This window comes from Tessaracoccus defluvii (genome assembly GCF_014489575.1).
GTDB classification, from domain to species: Bacteria; Actinomycetota; Actinomycetes; order Propionibacteriales; family Propionibacteriaceae; genus Arachnia; species Arachnia defluvii.
The window spans coordinates 1,464,915-1,485,936 of record NZ_CP060789.1 but is presented as its reverse complement, the minus strand read 5'-3'; the positions used below and the strand labels follow the sequence as shown (position 1 = coordinate 1,485,936).

The 21,022-nt window shown below is 70.8% G+C and carries 23 protein-coding genes and 1 pseudogene; 21 read left to right on the top strand and 3 right to left on the bottom strand.

What is annotated here, in order from left to right:
* Positions 1–68 precede the first annotated feature (68 nt).
* From H9L22_RS07170 to xerD, 12 genes and pseudogenes are all read left to right on the top strand, one after another.
* Positions 69–1,481 (top strand): hypothetical protein, encoded by a 1,413-nt coding sequence (locus tag H9L22_RS07170; RefSeq protein ID WP_187722173.1) that lies wholly within the window; start codon positions 69–71, stop codon positions 1,479–1,481.
* Positions 1,385–2,464, top strand: coding sequence for a tetratricopeptide repeat protein (locus H9L22_RS07165; protein ID WP_187722172.1), 1,080 nt, complete (start codon positions 1,385–1,387; stop codon positions 2,462–2,464). Before H9L22_RS07170 ends, H9L22_RS07165 begins: the two co-directional genes overlap by 97 nt.
* Entirely contained in the window at positions 2,461–3,450 is a 990-nt protein-coding gene (locus tag H9L22_RS07160) for an HAD-IIA family hydrolase (RefSeq protein WP_187722171.1), read from the top strand. The genes H9L22_RS07165 and H9L22_RS07160 overlap by 4 nt, the downstream gene beginning before the upstream one ends.
* Positions 3,447–3,656, top strand: a complete 210-nt coding sequence (locus H9L22_RS07155) for a hypothetical protein (RefSeq protein WP_187722170.1) — start codon at positions 3,447–3,449, stop codon at positions 3,654–3,656. Before H9L22_RS07160 ends, H9L22_RS07155 begins: the two co-directional genes overlap by 4 nt.
* Positions 3,653–4,147 (top strand): annotated as a pseudogene (locus H9L22_RS07150) (TlyA family RNA methyltransferase); the annotation flags it as partial. The gene H9L22_RS07155 and the pseudogene H9L22_RS07150, both read left to right, overlap by 4 nt.
* A gap of 113 nt (positions 4,148–4,260) precedes the next feature.
* Positions 4,261–5,817: an IS1634 family transposase gene (locus H9L22_RS07145; protein ID WP_187721960.1), complete on the top strand. Its 1,557-nt coding sequence runs from the start codon at positions 4,261–4,263 to the stop codon at positions 5,815–5,817.
* Positions 5,818–5,832: 15 nt separating this feature from the next.
* On the top strand, positions 5,833–6,186 hold the full coding sequence (locus H9L22_RS07140; RefSeq protein ID WP_187722168.1) for an SAM-dependent methyltransferase: 354 nt from the start codon (positions 5,833–5,835) through the stop codon (positions 6,184–6,186).
* 9 nt (positions 6,187–6,195) lie between these two features.
* Entirely contained in the window at positions 6,196–7,092 is an 897-nt protein-coding gene (locus H9L22_RS07135; protein ID WP_187722167.1) for an NAD kinase, read from the top strand.
* Positions 7,093–8,772 carry a DNA repair protein RecN gene (gene recN, locus H9L22_RS07130; RefSeq protein WP_187722166.1) on the top strand — a complete coding sequence of 560 codons (1,680 nt, stop codon included), beginning with the start codon at positions 7,093–7,095 and terminating at the stop codon, positions 8,770–8,772.
* 63 nt (positions 8,773–8,835) lie between these two features.
* Positions 8,836–10,476 carry a CTP synthase gene (locus tag H9L22_RS07125; protein ID WP_320060604.1) on the top strand — a complete coding sequence of 547 codons (1,641 nt, stop codon included), beginning with the start codon at positions 8,836–8,838 and terminating at the stop codon, positions 10,474–10,476.
* On the top strand, positions 10,477–11,100 hold the full coding sequence (locus H9L22_RS07120) for an NUDIX domain-containing protein (protein ID WP_187722165.1): 624 nt from the start codon (positions 10,477–10,479) through the stop codon (positions 11,098–11,100).
* A complete protein-coding gene (gene xerD, locus H9L22_RS07115; RefSeq protein WP_187722164.1) occupies positions 11,097–12,011 on the top strand; it encodes a site-specific tyrosine recombinase XerD in 915 nt (304 codons plus the stop codon). The genes H9L22_RS07120 and xerD overlap by 4 nt, the downstream gene beginning before the upstream one ends.
* A gap of 17 nt (positions 12,012–12,028) precedes the next feature.
* Here xerD and H9L22_RS07110 read toward each other — a convergent pair whose 3' ends face one another.
* A complete protein-coding gene (locus H9L22_RS07110) occupies positions 12,029–13,288 on the bottom strand; it encodes a GNAT family N-acetyltransferase (protein ID WP_187722163.1) in 1,260 nt (419 codons plus the stop codon).
* A gap of 102 nt (positions 13,289–13,390) precedes the next feature.
* Between H9L22_RS07110 and H9L22_RS07105 the strand changes: the two genes are divergently transcribed.
* Genes H9L22_RS07105 through H9L22_RS07080 form a run of 6 tightly spaced genes read left to right on the top strand, consistent with a single transcriptional unit; the run spans position 13,391 to position 17,832 of the window.
* Positions 13,391–14,293, top strand: coding sequence for a ParA family protein (locus H9L22_RS07105; protein WP_187722605.1), 903 nt, complete (start codon positions 13,391–13,393; stop codon positions 14,291–14,293).
* Positions 14,278–14,652 (top strand): hypothetical protein, encoded by a 375-nt coding sequence (locus tag H9L22_RS07100; RefSeq protein WP_226966184.1) that lies wholly within the window; start codon positions 14,278–14,280, stop codon positions 14,650–14,652. The genes H9L22_RS07105 and H9L22_RS07100 overlap by 16 nt, the downstream gene beginning before the upstream one ends.
* Positions 14,649–15,479: a segregation and condensation protein A gene (locus H9L22_RS07095; RefSeq protein WP_187722162.1), complete on the top strand. Its 831-nt coding sequence runs from the start codon at positions 14,649–14,651 to the stop codon at positions 15,477–15,479. Before H9L22_RS07100 ends, H9L22_RS07095 begins: the two co-directional genes overlap by 4 nt.
* Positions 15,476–16,063 carry an SMC-Scp complex subunit ScpB gene (scpB, locus tag H9L22_RS07090; protein ID WP_187722161.1) on the top strand — a complete coding sequence of 196 codons (588 nt, stop codon included), beginning with the start codon at positions 15,476–15,478 and terminating at the stop codon, positions 16,061–16,063. The genes H9L22_RS07095 and scpB overlap by 4 nt, the downstream gene beginning before the upstream one ends.
* Positions 16,056–16,793 (top strand): pseudouridine synthase, encoded by a 738-nt coding sequence (locus tag H9L22_RS07085; protein ID WP_187722160.1) that lies wholly within the window; start codon positions 16,056–16,058, stop codon positions 16,791–16,793. Before scpB ends, H9L22_RS07085 begins: the two co-directional genes overlap by 8 nt.
* A gap of 34 nt (positions 16,794–16,827) precedes the next feature.
* A complete protein-coding gene (locus tag H9L22_RS07080; protein WP_226966289.1) occupies positions 16,828–17,832 on the top strand; it encodes an FKBP-type peptidyl-prolyl cis-trans isomerase in 1,005 nt (334 codons plus the stop codon).
* On the opposite strand, the gene H9L22_RS07075 is transcribed toward H9L22_RS07080, so the two are convergent.
* Both H9L22_RS07075 and H9L22_RS19665 read right to left on the bottom strand, forming a co-directional pair.
* Positions 17,804–18,715, bottom strand: a complete 912-nt coding sequence (locus tag H9L22_RS07075; protein WP_226966183.1) for a glutamate--tRNA ligase family protein — start codon at positions 18,713–18,715, stop codon at positions 17,804–17,806. The genes H9L22_RS07080 and H9L22_RS07075 overlap by 29 nt on opposite strands.
* The gene (locus H9L22_RS19665) at positions 18,712–18,837 is read right to left on the bottom strand and encodes a hypothetical protein (protein WP_264292571.1); all 126 of its coding nucleotides are present in this window, start codon (positions 18,835–18,837) and stop codon (positions 18,712–18,714) included. The genes H9L22_RS07075 and H9L22_RS19665 overlap by 4 nt, the downstream gene beginning before the upstream one ends.
* A 78-nt stretch (positions 18,838–18,915) precedes the next feature.
* On the opposite strand from H9L22_RS19665, the gene H9L22_RS07070 reads away from it, so the two are divergent.
* The 3 genes from H9L22_RS07070 to H9L22_RS07060 are packed head-to-tail and all read left to right on the top strand — an operon-like array spanning position 18,916 to position 20,974.
* The gene (locus tag H9L22_RS07070; protein WP_187722158.1) at positions 18,916–19,848 is read left to right on the top strand and encodes a helix-turn-helix transcriptional regulator; all 933 of its coding nucleotides are present in this window, start codon (positions 18,916–18,918) and stop codon (positions 19,846–19,848) included.
* Complete coding sequence (locus H9L22_RS07065) at positions 19,845–20,792, top strand: helix-turn-helix transcriptional regulator (RefSeq protein WP_187722157.1); 948 nt, start codon at positions 19,845–19,847, stop codon at positions 20,790–20,792. Before H9L22_RS07070 ends, H9L22_RS07065 begins: the two co-directional genes overlap by 4 nt.
* Positions 20,789–20,974 carry a hypothetical protein gene (locus tag H9L22_RS07060; protein ID WP_187722156.1) on the top strand — a complete coding sequence of 62 codons (186 nt, stop codon included), beginning with the start codon at positions 20,789–20,791 and terminating at the stop codon, positions 20,972–20,974. Before H9L22_RS07065 ends, H9L22_RS07060 begins: the two co-directional genes overlap by 4 nt.
* Positions 20,975–21,022: the final 48 nt, after the last annotated feature.

Here is a 21,022-nt window from a genome sequence, read left to right as displayed (position 1 = left end):
AAGCGACCGCTCCGAAGGCGGTGACAAGGGCGGCGATAACTCCCGCTCCGGCTCCAACCGTCGTGACGGTGGTTTCCAGGGCGATCGTCGTGAGGGCGGTTACCGCGGTGGTGACTCTCGTGGCGGGGATCGTCGTGAGGGTGGTTACCAGGGTCAGCGTCGTGAGGGTGGTTACCAGGGCGGCGGGGACCGTCGCGAAGGTGGTTACCGCGGTGGTGACTCTCGTGGTGGGGATCGTCGTGAGGGTGGTTACCAGGGTCAGCGTCGTGAGGGTGGTTACCAGGGCGGCGGGGACCGTCGCGAAGGTGGTTACCGCGGTGGAGACTCCCGTGGCGGGGATCGCCGTGAGGGTGGTTACCAGGGTCAGCGTCGCGAGGGTGGTTACCAGGGCGGCGGAGATCGCCGCGAGGGTGGCTACCAGGGTCAGCGCCGTGAGGGTGGTTACCAGGGCGGCGGAGATCGTCGCGAAGGTGGTTACCGCGGTGGAGACTCCCGTGGCGGAGATCGTCGCGAAGGTGGTTACCGCGGTGGAGACTCCCGTGGCGGTGACCGTCGCGAAGGTGGTTACCGCGGTGGAGACTCCCGTGGCGGTGACCGTCGCGAAGGTGGTTACCAGGGTCAGCGCCGTGAGGGTGGTTACCAGGGCGGCGGGGATCGTCGTGAGGGTGGTTACCAGGGTCAGCGCAGTGAGGGTGGTTACCAGGGCGGCGGAGACCGCCGCGAAGGTGGTTACCGCGGTGGAGACTCCCGAGGTGGGGACCGTCGCGAGGGTGGTTACCAGGGTCAGCGTCGTGAGGGTGGTTACCAGGGCGGCGGAGACCGCCGCGAAGGTGGTTACCGCGGTGGAGACTCGCGTGGCGGAGATCGTCGCGAGGGTGGTTACCAGGGCCAGCGCCGCGAAGGTGGTTACCAGGGTCAGCGCCGTGAGGGTGGTTACCAGGGTGGCGGAGAGCGTCGCGAAGGTGGCTACCGCGGTGGTGACTCCCGAGGCGGAGATCGTCGTGAAGGTGGTTACCAGGGTCAGCGCCGCGAGGGTGGCTATCAGGGCGGCGGAGACCGCCGCGAAGGTGGTTACCGCGGTGGAGACTCCCGAGGCGGAGATCGCCGCGAAGGTGGTTACCAGGGCGGCGGAGACCGCCGCGAAGGCGGCTACCGCGGTGGAGACTCCCGAGGCGGAGATCGTCGCGAGGGTGGCTACCAGGGCCAGCGCCGTGAGGGTGGTTACCAGGGCGGCGGAGACCGCCGCGAGGGCGGCTACCGCGGTGGAGATTCCCGAGGTGGAGATCGTCGCGAGGGTGGCTACCAGGGGGATCGTCGCGAGGGCGGCTACCGCGGGGACGACCGACGAGACTTCAGGGATGAGCGCCGCTCCGACGAGGAGAAGGTGTACCGTCCCGGCACCGCTCCCCGCGCCGATGAGCCGGCGCCCCCGGAGACCTTCGACGACAAGTCGCTGCCGATTGGCGTGCGCGCCGAACTGAAGGGGCTGCCCAAGGACCTGGCCGACAAGGTCGGGGCCCACATCTGGGCTGCCGGACAGCTGATCGACACCGACCCCGAGCTTGCCTACCGGCATGCCGAGGCCGCGCGACGCCGCGCCGGGCGCCTTCCCGTGGTCAGGGAGGCTGCTGCCGAGACCGCCTACGCCGCTGGCGAGTATGCGGTCGCGCTGCGTGAGTTCCGGGCCATCCGCCGGATGTCGGGAGGCGACGAACTACTGCCCGTCATCGCAGACTGCGAGCGGGCGCTCGGGCGTCACCGTGAGGCGCTGGCAGTTCTCGCCGAACTGGATACGCAGACCCGCGACATCAACCTGCGCATCGAATGCCTCCTCGTCGAGGCCGGCATCCGCGACGATCTCGGCCAGCGGGCCGAGGCCAAGCGGCTCCTGAGCTCGGCGATCGACCGCCGGATCGGCGCACCCCTCGCACAGGCCCGTCTCAGGTACGCACTCGCCGACCTCCTCGAGCAGGAGGGCGACACCATCGGCGCCCACGACCTCTTCTCGCAGGCCGCCGAACTCGACCGCGGCGCCGAACTCGACATCTCGGATCGCCTCGCGCTCCTCGACGGCGTCGTCCTCCCGGACTCGCTCGCCGACTACGACGATGAGGACGACGAGGATTCTGACGACGACGAGTCCACTGACTCCGACTCCGACGAGGATTCTGACGACGACGAGTCGGAGGATGACCAGGATTCTGACGACGACGAGTCCGAGGATGACGACTCGGATCTCGATGACTCCGATGCCGGGTCGGAAGACGACGAATCTGAGGACGACGGCGCCGACTCCGATGCAGGATCTGAGGACGCGGCGGATGACGAGGATTCTGACGACGATGAGTCTGCTGACTCTGACACGGCCGACGACGAGACCAGCGAACCCCCGTCCGACGAGGACGACGACAACGTCGACGAGAACGGAGGCGAGACGCCCCTGATGGAGGATGAGGACCGATGAACGCCCTTGCCGACGGCTATGACTCGGCGCTCTTCGACCTCGACGGGGTCATCTACCTCGGCCCCTACGCGATCGACGGCGTTGCGGAGGCCCTCGATGAGCTGCGCTCCCGCGGCGTCCACCTGGGCTTCGTGACGAACAACGCGGCCCGCACGCCGGAGACCGTGGCCGGGCACCTGACCGAGCTCGGCATCCGCGCCACCGCGGCCGACGTCGTGAACTCGACGCAGGCCACCCTGCGCATGCTGGCCAAGGAGCTCCCGGAGGGCGCCACGGTCCTTGCCGTCGGCACCGATGCGCTGCGCGAGCAGCTGCGCGAAGCGGGCTACACGCTGGTCGACGGCATCGGTCCGCTGCCAGAAGCCGTCGTGCAGGGCTACAGCCCCACGATCGCCTGGGAGAAGCTCGAGGAGGCGGCACTGGCCGTCCAGCGCGGCTCCGTCTGGTACGGCACCAACCCCGACATGACGAGGCCCTCCGACCGCGGCATCGTGCCCGGCCTCGGGTCGCAGCTGGCCGTCGTGCGCGCCTGCGTCGACGTCGAGCCCCGCATCGCCGGCAAGCCGTTCCGGCCGCTGCTCGACGAGACCGTCCGGCGCCTGGACGCGAAGAAGCCGATCTTCGTCGGCGACCGCACCGACACTGACATCCTCGGCGCCAACGTCGTCGGCATGGACTCCCTGTTCGTGTTCACGGGAGCCCACGGCAAGGCCGACCTCGCCGATGCGGCGCCCGACGCCCGCCCGACGTACATCGGCTACGACACCACCGCGCTCCTCGAACCGCCACGCGAGGCGGTCTACCGCGGGCGGGGCTTCGCCTGCGGCTACCAGGAGGTCGACATCGCCGACGACGCCGCGTTCCTGTCGACGGCGCCCGTCACCCGCGACGAGCAGCTCGACGCGCTCTGGGCCGGACTGCAGGCCCGCTGGCGCTTCGAGGTCGACATCTCCGCGGTGCTGAACTCCCTGGATCTGCTCCGGTGACAGCCCCCACACCCCGGGCCGCCGCACCGTCGACGGTGCGGCGCCAGGAACTGGTGACCGAAGCCATGGCGGGCCTCGAGGGTATCGAAGCCCTGCCGCTGGCCGAGCAGGCCAGCCGGCTCAGCGAGACGCAACTCCTGCTGGCCGCCGTCCTCAACAATGAGGCCCCGGCCGCCCAGGCGGGCCTGCCCGGGGTCGGCCGGTGAGACTGGACCTCGCCCTCGTCGAGCGCGGACTCGCCCGCTCCCGGACCCACGCCGCCCGCCTCATCGCCGACGGCCACGTCCGCCTCAACGACGCCACGGTCACCCGGGCCTCTCAGGCCGTCTCGGCTGATGACCGCCTCGAGGCCGACGTGGAGCGCTGGGTCTCCCGCGCAGCGCACAAGCTGCTCGGGGCCCTCGACGACTCCGGCGTGCACGTCCCCGCCCGGGTCCTCGACGCCGGCGCCTCCACCGGCGGCTTCACCCAGGTCTGCCTCGATCGCGGCGCGTCGACGGTCTTCGCCGTCGACGTCGGCCACGGACAGCTCGTCGACGAGCTGCGCAACGACCCGCGCGTCGTCGTGGCGGAAGGACGCAATGTCCGCGACCTGACCCTCGACGACGTCGGCGGCGAACCCGTCGGCCTTGTCGTCGGCGACCTGTCCTTCATCTCACTCACGCTGGTCCTGCCGGCCCTGCTCGGTGTCCTCTCCGACCTGAGTTGGACCTCTCGGCCTGATTTTTGATGCCTCGAGGTGTATCGCTGCTTGTCAGGACGATTCTGTGGCGTGGTTCGGGGCACTAAAAACCCCGGTAGAATCTGGTCATGAGCCCGTTCCTGCGGAAGGTGAAGACAGCTTCCGGGGCTACGGCGGTCCAGATCGTGGAGAAGCAACGCGGGGTCCGCAGGATCGTCGAGCATCTCGGGTCGGCTCATTCCGAAGCCGAGTTGGCAGCCTTGATGCAGGCTGGCCGTGACAAACTCGCAGCGAACCAGCCGGAGTTGGACTTCGACACCGGCGCTGGTGGACGGCCTCGTGCTGGCGCAGCGATAGTGGAGGGCAAGGTCTCTCGGCTGCTGGTCGACGTCCTGCGGGACTCCTGGCGCTGGCTTGGGTTCGATGTGGTGGCTGACGAGGCGTTCTTCCAGCTGGTCCTTGCCCGGTTGGTGGAGCCGACCTCCAAACTCGACAGTCTCCGCGTCATCAGTGAGCTCGGGCTCGAACCTGTCCATCTCTCCACGGTCAAACGGTCACTGAAACGCTGCGCTACGAAGGACTATCGCACCCTGGTGCAGCAGGCCTGCTTCGAGCACGTGTGGTCTGAGCGTGGTGGTGACGTGTCACTGCTCCTCTACGACGTGACCACGCTCTACTTCGAAGCGGAGAAGGAGGACACGCTCCGCAAAGTCGGGTTCAGCAAGGAACGCCGGGTCGACCCTCAGATCGTGGTCGGGCTCCTGGTCGACCGCAGCGGTTTCCCGCTCGAGATCGCCTGCTTCGAAGGCGACAAACCCGAGACCCGCACCATCATTCCCGTGATCAAAGCGTTCCAGGAACGCAACCAGGTCGCTGACATGGTCGTCGTTGCTGACGCTGGGATGCTGTCAGCGACCAACCTGCAGGCCCTCAATGAGGCCGGTCTACGGTTCATCGTCGGGTCCCGGATGGCCAAGGCACCGTTGGACCTGGCCGGACATTTCCACTGGCACGGGACCGCGTTCACCGATGGACAGATCATCGACACCATCACCACCCCAGCCCGCACACCCGATCCCGACCGGCTACGGCGCCGGGCCGAGCCCGTCTGGGATCCCACCGAACACCCTCAGGCCTGGCGGGCTGTTTGGCAGTTCTCCCGGAAACGCGCCGTTCGGGACCGTCATACCCTCACACTGCAGCAGGACCGCGCCCTTGACATCATCGAAGGACGCCGAACGGCGAAGAAGGCCCGCTTCGTCAAAACCAGCGGCCAGCACTCCAGTCTCGATCAACCATCGCTGGATCGCGCGACCGCGCTGGTCGGGCTGAAGGGCTACGTCACCAACATCCCGGCCACCACGATGAGCGCCGGTGAAGTGATCGGGAGTTACCACGACCTCTGGCACGTCGAACAGTCGTTCCGGATGTCCAAGACAGACCTCGCTGCGCGTCCGATCTTCCACCGCACCAGAGACGCGATCGAGGCCCACCTCACGATCGTGTTCACCGCCCTGGCCATCGCACGCGACCTCCAAGACCGCACAGGCTGGAGCATCCGCAGAATCATCCAGACCCTACGACCCCTGCAGCACGTCACCATCAGCATCGGCGACCAACAACTCCAAGCAGAGCCCGCGATCCCCGAAGCCACCGCAGAGATGCTCCGGGAGCTGGGGCACTAAAGAGGTCCAACTCAGGTGGCGGAAGGACGCAATGTCCGCGACCTGACCCTCGACGACGTCGGCGGCGAACCCGTCGGCCTTGTCGTCGGCGACCTGTCCTTCATCTCACTCACGCTGGTCCTGCCGGCCCTGCTCGGTGTCCTCTCCGACGACGGCGAGGCGCTCCTGCTCGTCAAGCCCCAGTTCGAGGTGGGCCGCGACCGGCTCGGCGCCGGGGGAGTGGTGCGTGACCCCGCCCTGCGCGACGCAGCGGTGGACGGCGTCGTCGCCGCCGCGGCCGCCCTCGGCTGGGCTGCCGCCTGGCGCGGCCCCAGCCGGCTGCCCGGCACCTGTGGAAACGTCGAGTTCTTCGTCCGACTGACTAGGTAGGCTGACGGCGTGCACAAGCGAACCCTGGGCGTCCTCGTCCACCCCGAGCGCGACGAAGCACTGGAGAAGGCCGCCCAGTTCGTCGAGTCGATGCGTGACCGCGACTTCGAGTTCGTCACGTTCGACGCCGACGTCGACCGGCTCGCTGCCCAGGTCCCCGGCGCCGTGGTGCGTCCCCTCGACAGCGAACGCGCGGAACTGGCCGTCGTCTTCGGCGGCGACGGCACGATCCTCCGCGCCGCCGAGTGGGCCATGCCGCTGGGGGTGCCGCTGCTGGGCGTCAACCTCGGCCACGTCGGATTCCTCGCCGAGACCGACCCCTCCGACCTGCACGAACTGCCCTCCGTCGTCGCTGAGCGTCGCTACCTCGTCGAGGAACGGCTCGTGCTGCGCGTGGAGGTGCTGAACCCCGACGGCACCCTGGCCTGGGAGTCGCCGGCCATCAACGAGGTCTCCCTGGAGAAGCTGGCCCGCGAACGCATGCTGACGGTCATGGTCTCCGTCGACGACCGGCCACTGTCGCGCTGGGGCTGTGACGGTGTCCTCGTGTCCACCCCGACCGGCTCCACCGCCTACGGCTTCTCGGCCGGCGGCCCCGTCATCTGGCCCGACGTGCAGGCGATCCTGGTGGTGCCGCTCGCCGCCCACGCCCTCTTCAACCGCCCCATGGTGCTCAGCCCCCTGTCGACGGTGCGGCTCGAGATCCCCGACGACGTGGCCACGCGAGGCATCCTCTGGTGCGACGGACGCCGCAGCCATGAACTGGCCGACGGCGAGCGTGTCGTGGTCACCTCCCACAGCGACAAGGTCCGGCTCGCCCGCCTCGGCGTCCAGCCGTTCACCACGCGCCTCGTGAAGAAGTTCGCGCTGCCCGTCGAGGGCTGGCGCCGCAGGACGGGCCAGTAGATGCTGACCTCGCTACGACTGACCAACTTCGGCGTCGTCGACGAGGCCGCCCTCGAACTGGGGGCCGGCCTCACCGCGCTGACCGGAGAGACGGGCGCAGGCAAGACCATGATCGTCAGCGGGCTCGGGCACCTGCTGGGCGCCCGCGGTGACGCCGGGATCGTGCGTCGCGGCGCCGACCGTGCCGTCGTCGAGGGCCGCTGGGAGGTGCCAGCCGGGGTGGCCGACCGCGTCGCCGAACTGGGCGGTCAGCTGGACGACGCCGAACTGATCACCCTGCGTCAGGTGAGCGCGCAGGGACGCTCCCGCGCAGTCGTGGGCGGGGCCGGAGTCCCCGTCGCGACCCTGGCTCAGGTGACCGGGGAGGTCGCCACGATCCACGGCCAGTCGGGCCAGATCCGGCTGTCCACGCAGGAGCGGCAGCGGGAACTGCTCGACGCCCACGCCCAGCCGGCCGAGCTGCCGCGGTACCGCGCCGACTTCGCCGAGCGGCGGGAGGCAGCCGCCCGGCTGCACGACCTGGAGGCGGAGGCGATGGCGCGGGCCCGCGAGGCGGACATGCTCCGTTTCGGACTCGACGAGATCGCCGCCGTGGATCCCCGGCCCGGGGAGGACACGGAGCTCGCCGCCGAGCAGACCCGACTCCTGGACCTCGACGAGCTCCGCACCCTTGCGGAGACCGCCCACGAACTGCTGAGCGGCAGCGAGACCGACTTCGACCAGGCCGGGGCCGTCGGGCTCGCCGGCCAGGCCCGCAAGTCGCTGGTGACGCTCGCGGATCGCGACGGCGCCGCGGACGCACTCTCCGCCCGGGCGACCGAGCTGTCGATGCTCGCGGCCGACCTCGCGGCCGACGTCGCCGGCTACCTCGACGACCTCGTCGCCGACCCGCTCCGACTCGAGTCCGTCACCGGCCGTCGCGCGGAGCTCGCCGGGCTGACACGCAAGTACGGCGCCACCGTCGAGGAGGTGCTGGCCTGGGCCGAGTCGTCCTCCGCCCGCCTGCTTGAGCTCGACGGCTCCGACGAACAGATCGCCGTCCTGCGCGCCCGGATCGCCGACCTCGACGTCAGCCTCGCCGCCGACGCCGCGGCGATCAGCGCCGCCAGGCGGAAGGCGGCCGACGCCCTGGCAGAGGCCGTCCGCGGCGAGCTCGCCGCACTGGCCATGCCGCACGCGCAACTCCGCTTCGCCGTCACCCCCGTCCCCGCCGGCCCCCATGGCGCCGACCGGATCGAGCTGCTGTTCGCCGCCAACCCCGGCTCGGAGCCCGCGCCGCTGGGGAAGGTGGCCTCCGGAGGTGAGCTGTCCAGGGTCCGGCTCGCCCTCGAGGTGGTGCTCGCCGGCGATGACGCGGGCCACACCTTCGTGTTCGACGAGGTGGATGCGGGCGTCGGGGGCGCCGTCGGGCTCGAGATCGGCCGTCGCCTCCAGCGGCTCGCCCAGGCGAACCAGGTGATCGTCGTCACCCACCTCGCACAGGTGGCGGCCTTCGCCGACGCGCACTTCGTCGTCGCCAAGGCCGACGACGGGCAGGTCACCACCTCCGGTGTGCGGGCCCTGGCCGACGACGAGCGGACGGCCGAGCTGGCCAGGATGATGGGCGGCCACGCCGAATCGGAGACCGGGCTTCGGCACGCGGCCGAGCTGCTCGAGCGTGCGCGCCGATCCGAACGTTAAGATCACGTTTCGGCGCCCGCGCGTCGTGGCACGGACCGGACCGGCAACCTAGGCTGGAGTTCCGTGGACAAAACGAAGATCACCAAGCATCTGTTCGTCACGGGAGGCGTCGTCTCCTCGCTGGGCAAGGGGCTCACCGCCTCGAGCCTCGGCACCCTTCTCATCGCACGCGGCCTGCGGGTCACGATGCAGAAGCTCGATCCCTACCTCAACGTGGACCCGGGCACCATGAACCCCTTCCAGCACGGCGAGGTGTTCGTGACGGAGGACGGCGGAGAGACCGACCTCGACATCGGCCACTACGAGCGGTTCCTCGACGTGAACCTCTCCCGTGACGCCAACGTCACCACCGGCCAGGTGTATTCGACGGTGATCGCCAAGGAACGACGCGGCGACTACCTCGGCGACACGGTCCAGGTGATCCCGCACATCACCGGCGAGATCCGCGACCGGATGCTCGCGATGGGTGGCGACGACGTCGACATCGTGATCCACGAGATCGGCGGCACCGTCGGCGACATCGAGTCCCTGCCCTTCCTGGAGGCCGCCCGCCAGGTGCGCCACGAGATCGGCCGCGACAACGTCTTCTTCCTGCACGTCTCGCTCGTGCCGTTCATCAAGCCGTCCGGCGAGATGAAGACGAAGCCGACCCAGCACTCGGTCGCCGCGCTGCGTCAGGTGGGCATCCAGCCCGACGCCATCGTCTGCCGGGCGAGCGTCGAGGTCGGCGCCTCCCTCAAGCGCAAGATCGCACTCATGTGCGACGTCGACACCGAGGCGGTCGTCTCCTGCGCCGACGCCTCCAGCATCTACGCGATCCCGAAGGTGCTGCACGCCGAGGGCCTCGACGCCTACGTCGTGCGCCGCCTCTCCGTCCCGTTCCGCGACGTCAACTGGAGCGCCTGGGACGACTTGCTGGAACGCGTCGAGTATCCCCGCCAGTCCGTGACGGTCGGGCTCGTCGGCAAGTACATCGACCTGCCCGACGCGTACCTGTCCGTCTCCGAGGCCCTCCGGGCCGGTGGCTTCGCGCACCATGCCCGCGTCGACATCCGCTGGGTCCGCTCCGACGACTGCGACACTGCCGACGGCGCCGCCAGGGCGCTCGCCGGTGTCGACGCCGTCTGCGTTCCAGGAGGGTTCGGCATCCGCGGCGTCGAAGGCAAGCTGGGGGCGCTGCGGCACGCCCGCGAGCACGGCATCCCCACGCTCGGCCTGTGCCTCGGCCTGCAGTGCATGGTCATCGAGGCGGCCAGGAACCTGGCGGGCCTCCCCGCGGCCGCGTCGACCGAGTTCGACCCGCAGACATCGGAGCCGGTCATCGCGACGATGGCCGAGCAGGTCGACATCGTCGACGGCGGCGGCGACCTCGGCGGCTCCATGCGGCTCGGCTCGTACCCGGCCACCCTCGTCCCCGGCTCCCAGGTCGCCCTGGCCTACGGCGCCACCGAGGTGACCGAGCGCCACCGGCACCGCTACGAGGTCAACAACGCCTACCGTGACCGACTCGAGGCGGCCGGGCTCCGCGTCTCCGGCACCTCGCCCGACGGCGCGCTGGTCGAGTTCGTCGAACTGCCTGCCGAGGTTCACCCGTACTATGTGGCCACACAGGCACACCCGGAGCTGAAGTCGCGCCCGACGCACCCGCACCCGCTGTTCGTCGGGCTCATCACGGCCGCGCTCCGCCGTCGAGAGGACCACTGAATGCTGCGCGACACCCCCCTCCGCTGGAAGGTGCGGGAACGCACTGTGCTCGGCGCCGGCGGCGTTTCTTCGTTCGTGAACGAGGCCGTCGAGACTCCCGACGGCGCCGTGATCCAGCGTCAGTTCCTCACGCACCCCGGCGCGGTCGCCGTCGTCGCGTGGCGGGAGGACAGCGATGAGCTGGCCGTCCTGCGCCAGTACCGGCACCCGGTCGGGATGGAACTCGTGGAGATCCCTGCGGGACTGCTCGACCATGGCGGCGAGGATGCCGTCGTCGCAGCGAAGCGGGAGCTGGCCGAGGAGGTCGCGCTGGCCGCGGAACGCTGGGACGTGCTGGTCGACATCGTCACCACACCGGGGGCCTGCCAGGAGTCGCTGCGGATCTTCCTGGCCCGCGGCCTGAGCGACACCGACCGGCCCGAGGGCTTCGTGCTGGAGGGGGAGGAGGCCCACATGACCTGGGACTGGGTGCCGCGTGCCGACGTCGTCGCCGCCGTCTTCGCCGGCGCCTGCCAGTCGCCCTCCCTGGTGGCTGGCGTCCTCGCTCTGGAAACGGCGCGCCTGTCGGGGACCATCGCTGACCTGCGCCCCGGCGACGCGGACTGGCCGATCCGGCGGGCATGACCTCCCCGCTGGAGGCGGCGGTCGGCGACTACCTCAACCACGTCCGCGCCGAGCGTGGCCTCTCCGCCAACACCGTCGCCGCCTACCGCCGCGACCTGGCCAGCTACGTCGATTTCCTCGCGGCGCGGGGCATCGACGACGCCGCCGACGTCACGGCGGTGGAGGTGAGCGAGTTCGTGCGACAGTTCACCGCCGGTAGGGCCACGTCGTCGGTGGCACGCCACGTCGCCAGCGTGCGGACCTTCCACCAGTTCGCCCTCGACGAGGCACTCACGACGACCAATCCGGCGGCCGACGTGTCCCCGCCACGGCTGGGGCAGCGGCTGCCGAAGGCGCTGACGATCGACCAGGTGACGCGCATGCTGGAGGCGCCAGACAGGGACACCCCCGACGGGCTCCGCGATGCCGCGCTGCTGGAACTGCTGTACGGCACCGGCGCCCGGGTCTCCGAGGTGTGCGGGCTCGACGTCGACGACGTCACGGTCGCCCTGACCGACCCCGACGCCGGGCTCCGCCTGCTCGGCAAGGGGAACAAGGAACGGATGGTCCCGCTGGGCTCCTATGCCCGTTCCGCGGTCGACGCCTACCTGGTGCGGGCGCGCACCGGCCTGGCCCGGGCTGGCTCCGGGTCACCCGCGTTGCTGCTGAACCAGCGCGGGGGCAGGCTCAGCCGACAGTCGGCGTGGGCCGCCATCAAGCGGGCAGCGGCGGCGGCGGGCATCACGGAGGAGGTGTCGCCCCACTCGCTGCGGCACTCGTTCGCGACCCACCTGCTGGACGGCGGCGCCGACCTGCGCGTGGTGCAGGAGCTGCTCGGGCACTCGTCGGTTGCCACGACCCAGATCTACACGCTGGTCACCATCGAGCACCTGCGTGAGGTGCATGCCGCTGCCCACCCCCGGGCACGGTGACCCGGGGCGGGCGACCCCTAGAACTCGGCCCGGTTCGCCGGCGCGGTGTCCCAGCGCAGCAGCCGTCCGAGACGGGCCACGGCCTCCGGTGCGCCGGTGATCCGGCCCGCCGCCGCCAACTCCCAGGCGGTGGTGCCACCCAGCCAGAGCTGTGCCAGGGCGTCCGCTCCGAGCGACACCTCGGCCGGGTCGGTGCCGGCCGTCGCCGTACCGACGCCGTCGACGGCGCGCAGCTCCCAGGTGCCGGCGCAGAAGCCGAGCGGGTCGTCGATCCCGATCCGCACCGCACCGTCGGCATCGAAGGCGCGCCCGGCGGCAGCGGCCGGCAGGTCGAGCACCCGGAGCCACACGTTGTCGCCCAGCCCGGTGAACTTGACCGCCCGTGGGTCACGCAGCGCGTGGGGGAGGACGTTGCCCGGCTGCAGCTGCGCGGTCAGCCGTTCGACCAGATCCAGGTCGGCCAGGGCCCGCCACAGGGACAGCTCGACGGCGGGGGACGGGGCGGTGAGCTGGACCACCTCCGAGGTCACCGGCTCGGACCAGCCCTTGTGCCGGAACAGCGCGAAACCGTCCAGAGTGCCCGCGTCGTCGAAGTGCGCGGCCACCCGCAGCGACCGCGACGGCCCCTGGTCGGCGCTGGACCACTCGCCCGACTCGACGAGGTAGTTCATGTGCTGCTGCGTGACGGCGCCGCGACGGCGGTCCTGGAAGGCGTCGGCCACCCTCCGCCAGTGCGGCGCGAAGGCAGACGGGGTCAGGAACTCAACCGTCCCGCCGGCCGTTGGCGCGTCGTCGCGGAGGGCGAAGCGGCCGGTGGCGATCTCCACGTCCAGCGACTGCGTCGCCGGCGCGAAGCCGAAGCGGCCGTAGATCGTGGCCTCGCTGGCCGTGAGCACAGCCAGCGGGACACCGTCGGCCGCTGCCGCGCCCAGCTCCGTGCCCATCATGGACTTCAGCAGGCCGCGCCGGCGGTGGCTCGGGAGAACCCCGATGGTGTTGATGATCATCACGGGCACCTGCGTGCCGCAGTTGATCGTGCTCCTGGTCCAGTTGAAACCGGCCACCGGGGCCCGACCGTCGAGGCCGGGGCCCTCCGTGGTCACCATCGCCAGCCGGGCCTCGTCGGCCCTGCGGTGCTCTCGGAAGACGGGTAGCCCCTCGTCCGAGGCGCGCGAATCGAGGAAGACGGCGGAGAAGATATCGACGTAGGCACGCCAGCGCGGGTCGTCGTCAGGGGTATCCAGGGGAAGGATCTCGTGTCGGTAGCGTGCGTCCATGCTCGTCAGCCTAGTCACGATGCCCCCCAGCGCCGGAAAGGCACGGCATACTAGGCTGGGCTGATCCAGATCTGAGGAGGGTGTGTCGTGGCACGAGAAGGGCTGTTCGAGGAGCCGGTGTTCACCGTACCCGGCGCTCCGGAGGCGGCCCTTGTGGGCGGCGAACTCGGCCCGACCGGTCGGCCGCTGCCCGACCTCCCCGAGCCCGCACCCGTGGCACCCGGACCGAAGCACGCGCTCATCGTCTCCCTGTGCAACCAGAAGGGTGGCGTCGGGAAGACGACGACCACGATCAACCTGGGGGCCGCTCTCGCCGAACTCGGTCGCAAGGTGCTGCTCGTCGACTTCGACCCGCAGGGATCGCTCTCGGTCGGTCTCGGGGTCAACCCGCACAAGCTCGAGACCTCGATCTACAACCTGCTCCTGGCCCGCGACGTCACCCCGCAGGAGGTGATCCGGCCCACCACCGTCGACGGCCTCGACATCCTGCCGAGCAACATCGACCTGTCGGCGGCCGAGGTGCAGCTCGTCAGCGAGGTGGCGCGCGAACAGACCCTGACCCGGGTGCTGAGCAGGCTCCGCCGCGAGTACGACTTCATCCTGATCGACTGCGCGCCGAGCCTCGGCCTGCTCACCATCAACGCGCTCACCGCCAGCGACTACGTGATCATGCCGCTGGAGACGGAGTTCTTCGCCCTGCGGGGCATCGCCCTGCTGACGGACACGATCGCCAAGGTGCAGGACCGGCTCAACCCGGATCTGGCCGTCCTCGGCATCCTCGGCACCATGTACGACGGCCGCACCCTGCACAGCCGCGAGGTGCTCGAGCGGGTCGTGCAGGCGTTCGGCGACGACGTCTTCCACACCGTCATCCGGCGGACCGTGAAGTTCCCCGAGACCACCGTGGCGGGCGAGCCCATCACCACGTATGCCTCCTCGTCGCCGGGCGCCGAGGCGTACCGGGCCCTCGCACGTGAGGTGCTGCAGCGGTGCCACGCGGAGTGAAGCGGGCGTCCCTTCCCGGTGCCGCGGAGCTGTTCCGACCGACCCGGGAGGTGGCGGCTCCCGATCCGGTCGTCCCCGAGCCGCAGCCGTCGGCCCCTGCGTCTGCCGCGCCCCCCGCGCCGCCCCAGGAGGCCGCGCCCGCCGCGACAGGGCGCGTCCGCCACGACCACAAGATCACCGTGTACTTCAGCGAGGAGGAGCTGCTCGCGCTGGAGGATGCGAACCTCGACCTGCGGCGCTCCCACGGCATCCGCGTCGACCGGGGGCGCATCGTGCGGCTCGCAGTCGCCCAGGCGCTGACCGACCTGGCCGCCAACGGCGCCGACGGATTCCTCGTGCAGGAGCTTCGGAGGCAGTGAACCGGCCGAGGGCCGCGGAGCCGCGCGAGACGGTCGCCGGGTTCGACGTGCGTCTCACCAACTTCGAGGGGCCCTTCGACCTGCTGCTGACCCTCATCGGCCGGCGCGAACTCGACGTCACGGAGGTGGCGCTGAGCCAGGTGACCGACGAGTTCCTGGCCTACGTCCGCCTCGGCGGCGAGGTCTGGGACCTGGAACGCACCAGCTCCTTCCTCGTGGTGGCCGCCACGCTGCTCGACCTCAAGGCCGCGCGGCTGCTCCCTGGCGGAGAGGTGAACGATCCTGACGACGTGGCCGCGCTGGAGGCGCGGGACCTGCTCTTCGCCCGGCTCCTGCAGTACCGGGCGTTCCGCAGCCTCGCCGAGTGGATCGGCGGCACCATGACGGCGGCCGAGACGCTCCACTGGCGCCCGGGTGGCCTCGAGGACACGTTCCGCGATCTCCTGCCCGAGGTCGAGCTGGGGCTGACCCCCGACGACCTCGCCCGGCTCGCCGCCGCCGCCATGACGCCGCGCCCGGAACCGGTCGTGGAGCTGTCCCACCTGCACACCAACACAGTCAGCCTCGGCGAGCAGGTGGGCCTGGTGGCCGACCGCCTCCGCCGCGACGGGGCCGCCTCCTTCCGCTCCCTGATCGCCGGCTGTGACCGGCTCACCACCGTCGTCAGGTTCCTGGCCATCCTGGAACTGTTCCGTGTCGGGCAGGTGGCCCTCGAACAGGTGGCGCCGTTGGCGGAGCTCACGGTGCGCTGGAGCGGCGGCGACGAGGCGACCGCCGAGGTCACCGACGACTACGGACCCCACCACGACCAGCAGGAGGATGCATGAGCACGACGGCCGCCCTCGAGGCGATGCTGCTGATGGCCACGGAACCGGTCGGCACCGACGAACTCGCCGCGGCGGTGGGGATGCCGACTGGCGCAGCCGAGGAGGAGCTGGCGTCCATCGCGGCGTTCTACGAGGACCACGAGCGGGGCATCCGGCTGCGACGCGTCGCCGGGGGGTGGCGCTTCGCGACGGACCCCGCCGTGGCGGAGGTTCTCGAGGCCTGGCTGGTCTCCGACCAGCGTTCCCGCCTGTCCCAGGCCGCCCTCGAGACGCTCGCGGTGATCGCCTACCTGCAGCCCGTCTCCAGGGGACGCATCGCCGGGGTCCGGGGCGTCAACGTCGACGGCGTCGTCAGGACCCTGCTCGTCCGTGGGCTCATCCGCGAGGAGGGGACCGACCCGGTGACCGGGGCCATGACCTTCGCGACGACCCCGCTGTTCCTGCAGAAACTCGGGCTCGACTCGCTGCGTGAACTGCCCGATCTGGCGCCACTGTTGCCCGACGCCGTAGCCTTGGAGGCTGAGTTGGGCCAGCTCGCCGCCGAGGCGACCACCAGCGCCCACGAAGGAGACGGACATGAGTGACGAAACAGAAGGCGTGCGCCTGCAGAAGGTGCTCGCGGCAGCCGGGGTGGCCTCACGCCGCGCCAGCGAGATCATGATCGACGAGGGCAGGGTCGAGGTGAACGGCAAGATCGTCACGGAGCAGGGCCGACGGGTCAACCCCGACCGCGACCAGATCCGGGTCGACGGCTCGCGCATCCCGCCCCCGCGCCGACACATGTATCTCGTGCTGAACAAGCCCCGCGGCGTGATCTCCACGATGGACGATCCCGAGGGTCGCACCACTCTCGCCGACTATCTGCCGCGGACCAAGGAACGTCTCTTCCACGTCGGACGCCTCGACACCGAGACCGAGGGCCTCATCATCCTCACCAACGACGGCGAGTTCGCCCACCGCCTGGCCCACCCCAGCTACGAGGTCCGCAAGTCGTACCACGTGCAGGTCGCGGGCGTCATGGACAACCGCACCCTGAAGCGGCTGGAGAAGGGCGTGACCCTCGACGACGGGCCGGTGAAGCCTGACAAGGTCAAACTCATCTCCCGCGGCCAGGACCGCACCCTGCTGCAGGTCTCACTCCACGAGGGGCGCAACCGCATCGTGCGGCGCATGATGGACGCCGTCGGCCATCCCGTCGACCGTCTGGCACGCACCGCGATCGGCCCTGTCAGGCTCGGGAACCTGCCGGTGGGGGAGACCCGGGAACTGTCCCGGGACGAGCTCGGCGCGCTGCTCGACATGATCCGGATGTGAGTGGTTTGCCGCCCTCGGCTACCATTTCCGCGTGATGCACACCGCCAGAAACCTCCGTCGCCTCCTCCTGGGTGCCACGGCCACCGCGCTCGTCGCGCTCACGGCCTGCGGCTCCGGTTCCGCCGACCCGAGCGGATCCCCCAGCGCGGAGCCGAGCACCTCGGCGAGCGCGAGTCCCTCGGCCTCGCCGACGCCGACCACGACGATCACCCCCTCCGCGGACCTCAGCGACGTGTCGGTGTCCGACGCGGACGTGCCCGTGGTGAAGGTCCCCGCGCCGTGGGGCATCGCCACGACCCAGACGGAGGTGCTGCGGGAGTCCACCGGCAGCCAGGTGCTCGCCGAGGACTCCACGGTGACGGTCAACTACGTCGGCTACAACGGCACCGACGGCTCCGTCTTCGACAGCTCCTTCGAGCGGGGCGAGCCTTCCGTCTTCTCCCTGAAGAGCGTCGTCACGGGCTTCGGCAAGGGCCTGACCGGGCAGAAGGTCGGCTCCCGCGTCCTGATCGGCATGCCGAGCGAGGACGGCTACCCGCAGGGCAGCGCCGACGGCAAGATCAAGCCGGGCGACTCGCTGCTCTTCGTGGTCGACATCATCGCCGCCAACTTCACTGAGGCCAGCGGGGAGGCGGTCGAACCCGTCGCGGGCCTGCCCACCGTCACGATGACCGACGGCAAGCCGGAGCTGGCGATTCCCGCCGGTGCGACGGCCCCCGCCGACCTCGTCGTCGCGCCCCTCATCAAGGGTGCGGGCACCGCGATCACCGCGGCTTCCACCATCGAGGTCAAGTACCGCTCGTGGGTCTTCGGCGACGGGCAGCTGTTCGAGGACGCCTGGGCCGCGCAGGCCGGTTCCCTCGCGGGTCTGATCGACGGCTGGCAGGAGGGGCTGGTCGGCCAGACCGCCGGCTCCCGCGTCATGCTGGTGGTTCCGCCCGCGATGGCGTACCCGGATGGCCAGCCGAAGTCGAACCCGCCGCTCGAGGCCGGACAGACGCTCGTCTACGTCATCGACATCCTCGATGTTCAGGGCTGAGTAAGACCGCCGTCGGCGTACACCGCCCCGGCGTGGAAGCGCTGGTCGCCAGGCATGGCGGCCAGCGCTTCTTCCGTTGTGTGGCACGGCCCCAGCCCCAGGGAGGCGCACAGCAGGGCGAGCGCCTCGGCAGGAGGCAGGCCCAGATCGGCGAGGGTGACGGCACCGTCCCGCTTGGCGAGCCTCGCCCCGTGGCGTTGGTGACCAGACCGATGTGCGCGTAGCGGGCCGGGGTGCCGCCCAGCAGCGTCGTCAGCCGGGCCTGCCGGGGCGCGGAACTCAGCAGGTCGTCGCCGCGGGTGATGTGGTCCACGCCCATCGCGATGTCGTCGACGACGACGGCCAGGTTGTAGGCGAACTGCCCGTCGCCGCGGACGAGCACGACGTCGTCGACCACCGACGTGACCTGTCCGGCGAACTCGTCCTGGATGGTCTGCGTCGCGGCGCGGGCATCGAGGCGGATGGCGGCCGGTCGTTCCGCCCGCCTGGCGTCGCGCTCGGCACCGGTCAGCCCGCGGCAGGTGCCCGCGTAGGGCCGGTACCCGTCGTCGTGCGGCGCCGAGGCCGCCTCCGCGATCTCGCGGCGCGTGCAGAAGCACTCGTAGGTCGGCAGCGAGGCGACGGCGTCGCGGTAGAGGTCGAGCCGCTCCGACTGCCGCACCAAGGGGCCGTCCCAGGTGAGTCCGAGGGATTCGAGGTCGCGCAGCTGCCGGCCCTCGACGCCCTCCGCAGCGCGGACCCGGTCGCGGTCGAGATCCTCGATCCGCATGCGCCACGTGCCGCCCGCAGCGCGGGTCAGCAGCCAGCCCGCCAGCGCGGTGCGGAGGTTGCCGAGATGCAGGTCGGAGGTGGGGCTCGGCGCGTACCGGTCGGTGAACGTCATCGGCCGGCGACGACGAAGTCGAACTCCGGCCCCGGGTTGTGGGCCACCTCCCAGTGGAAGCCTGCCGGGTCGGCGGCCAGATCGGCCACGGCAAGGGTGATGAGGCTCACGTGCTGCTCCATGGGGGGCAGTCTGCCACGGGGGCTGCGACACGGCGGGCCGCCCCCGATCCGCCAGGGGTGATCCGCTAGCCTTCGGACATGTCCTCGAGGAAGTCCGAACGGCTGGTCAACCTCCTCATCGCGCTGCTCAGTACACGGCGGTACCTGACGCGCGACGAGTTGCGCACGGCCATCGAGGGGTACCACGGCAGCAGCGACACCGCGTTCGAGCGCCAGTTCGAGCGCGACAAGGAGGACCTCCGCGCGCTCGGCATCACCATCGAGACCGGGTCGAACGACCGCTACTTCGACGACGAAGAGGGGTACCGCATCAACCGGGCCGACTTCGAACTGCCCGAGATCACCTTCACCCCGGAGGAACTGTCCGCGCTGGCGCTGGCCGGCCAGGTCTGGCAGGACACCGTCGCGGCCGACCACACCGCCCAGGCCTTCGAGGCTCTGCTGGCGGGCGGCGCCGCCCCCGACCCGACGCTCGTGCCGACCGTCGCGCCCCAGCTCTCCGTGCGCGAACCCGACTTCGACGTGGTGTTCGACGGCGTCCTGAAGCGCCGCGTGATCGGCTTCGGCTACGCCAACCAGTCCCGGCGGCTCCAGCCCTGGCGGCTCCTGCAGCGTCGCGGCCGCTGGTACGTCCACGGCTACGACCTCGACAAGGCCGAGGACCGCTTCTACAAGCTCTCCCGCTTCTCCGAGCCCGCTGTCGCCCAGGGCAGGCCAGGCGCCTTCGTGCCACCGGCCGACGCCAAGGAGCGCGCCCAGCGGCTGGAGCCGACCCCCGAGGCCATCGCGACGGTCGCGCTGCGCGACGGCGCCGTCAGCGGATTCCTGCACGCCGAGCCCGTTGCCGGGATGACCGGAATCCCCGCAGGGTTCTCCGCCTGGAGGATCGCCGCCGGAGACGAGGGGGTGCTGATCGCCGAGGTGTTGGCGGCAGGCGCCGACGCCGTCCTGCTCGACCCGCCGCACCTGCGGGCCCGGGTCCTCGAGGCGCTGAGGAAGGCCGCAGCATGAGATCCGACGCCCAGCTGACCCGGCTCCTGCGGCTCGTGCCCTATCTCGCCGCGAACCAGGGGGTCAGCGTCGACGAAGCCGCGGCAGCCTTCACCACCACGCCGAAGCAGATCGTGCGCGACCTGGAGGTCCTGCAGTTCTGCGGCCTGCCCGGCGGGTACTTCGACGACCTCTTCGACGTCGACATCGACGCCGTCCGAGAGGAGGGCCACATCGACTTCCGCAACGCCGACGTGCTGGCCCGCCCCCTCCGGCTCAGGCCCGACGAGGCGGCGAGTCTCCTGGCGGCGCTGCGGCTCATCGTCGAGGTGGCGGGCGGGTCGGAGGCCGCGCTGAGCGCGCTGCACAAGCTCGAGGCTGCGGTGGAGGACGGCGCCGACGGGCTGTCAGTCGCGGTCGCGCCGACCGACCCGGAGCACCGGTCCGCGCTGACGGCGGCCGCTGCGGGCCACCGCGTCGTGCGGCTGACGTATCGGGCAGGCGGCAGGGCCGGCACCACCGTCGCCGACGTCGAACCCGCCCGTGTGCGGCTCGTCGACGGCTTCGCCTACCTCGACGCGTGGAGCCGCTCCCGGGGTGCCTGGCGCTCCTTCAGGCTCGACCGGGTCGAGGCCGTCGAGACGCTGGCCGAGGAATTCAGCCCGCGGGGAGACCCGCCGGAGGGCTGGTTCGACGACGTGGCCCGCCAGCTGACCCTCACGGTGACCCGACGCGCGGCCTGGATCGCCGAGTACTACCCGACCACCTCGGTGGAGCCCGACGGCGACGCGCTGCGCGTCACGTTCCCCGTCGCCTCGCCCGACTGGGCGGCCGCCCTGGTGCTCCGGCTGGGGGACGCCGTCCTCGACGTCTCCGATGACGCCGTGTCGGCGCTCGCCCGGGAGCGCGCCGCCGCGGCGCTGGCCCTGTACCCCGAGGAACCTGCGGTAGGCTTCCCGGCGTGACCTGGATCGTGGTGTTCGGCGTCCTCGCGCTGGCCGGGGCGGTGGCCGTCGTCGGCTACGCCGTGTGGCTGGCGCAGCGCGTCGGTGACGTCCTGGCGGAGGTCGATGTCGTCGCCGCCAGGTTCCGGGAGCTGCGGCACATGCTGGGACGCGTCCAGTGGGCCACGTTGCGGCGTCACTAGACTGAATCTGTTACAGACGGCTCAGCCGTCACTAGGAAGGGAAGCACC

What these genes read in the sequence shown, in the direction of transcription:
- H9L22_RS07160 (WP_187722171.1), top strand. Translation starts at nt 2,461, where the DNA reads ATGAACGCCCTTGCCGACGGCTATGACTCGGCGCTCTTCGACCTCGAC.
- H9L22_RS07145 (WP_187721960.1), top strand. Translation starts at nt 4,261, where the DNA reads ATGAGCCCGTTCCTGCGGAAGGTGAAGACAGCTTCCGGGGCTACGGCG.
- recN (WP_187722166.1), top strand. Translation starts at nt 7,093, where the DNA reads ATGCTGACCTCGCTACGACTGACCAACTTCGGCGTCGTCGACGAGGCC.
- H9L22_RS07120 (WP_187722165.1), top strand. Translation starts at nt 10,477, where the DNA reads ATGCTGCGCGACACCCCCCTCCGCTGGAAGGTGCGGGAACGCACTGTG.
- xerD (WP_187722164.1), top strand. Translation starts at nt 11,097, where the DNA reads ATGACCTCCCCGCTGGAGGCGGCGGTCGGCGACTACCTCAACCACGTC.
- H9L22_RS07110 (WP_187722163.1), bottom strand. Translation starts at nt 13,288, where the DNA reads ATGGACGCACGCTACCGACACGAGATCCTTCCCCTGGATACCCCTGAC.
- scpB (WP_187722161.1), top strand. Translation starts at nt 15,476, where the DNA reads ATGAGCACGACGGCCGCCCTCGAGGCGATGCTGCTGATGGCCACGGAA.
- H9L22_RS07085 (WP_187722160.1), top strand. Translation starts at nt 16,056, where the DNA reads ATGAGTGACGAAACAGAAGGCGTGCGCCTGCAGAAGGTGCTCGCGGCA.
- H9L22_RS07080 (WP_226966289.1), top strand. Translation starts at nt 16,828, where the DNA reads ATGCACACCGCCAGAAACCTCCGTCGCCTCCTCCTGGGTGCCACGGCC.
- H9L22_RS07075 (WP_226966183.1), bottom strand. Translation starts at nt 18,715, where the DNA reads ATGACGTTCACCGACCGGTACGCGCCGAGCCCCACCTCCGACCTGCAT.
- H9L22_RS19665 (WP_264292571.1), bottom strand. Translation starts at nt 18,837, where the DNA reads ATGGAGCAGCACGTGAGCCTCATCACCCTTGCCGTGGCCGATCTGGCC.
- H9L22_RS07070 (WP_187722158.1), top strand. Translation starts at nt 18,916, where the DNA reads ATGTCCTCGAGGAAGTCCGAACGGCTGGTCAACCTCCTCATCGCGCTG.
- H9L22_RS07065 (WP_187722157.1), top strand. Translation starts at nt 19,845, where the DNA reads ATGAGATCCGACGCCCAGCTGACCCGGCTCCTGCGGCTCGTGCCCTAT.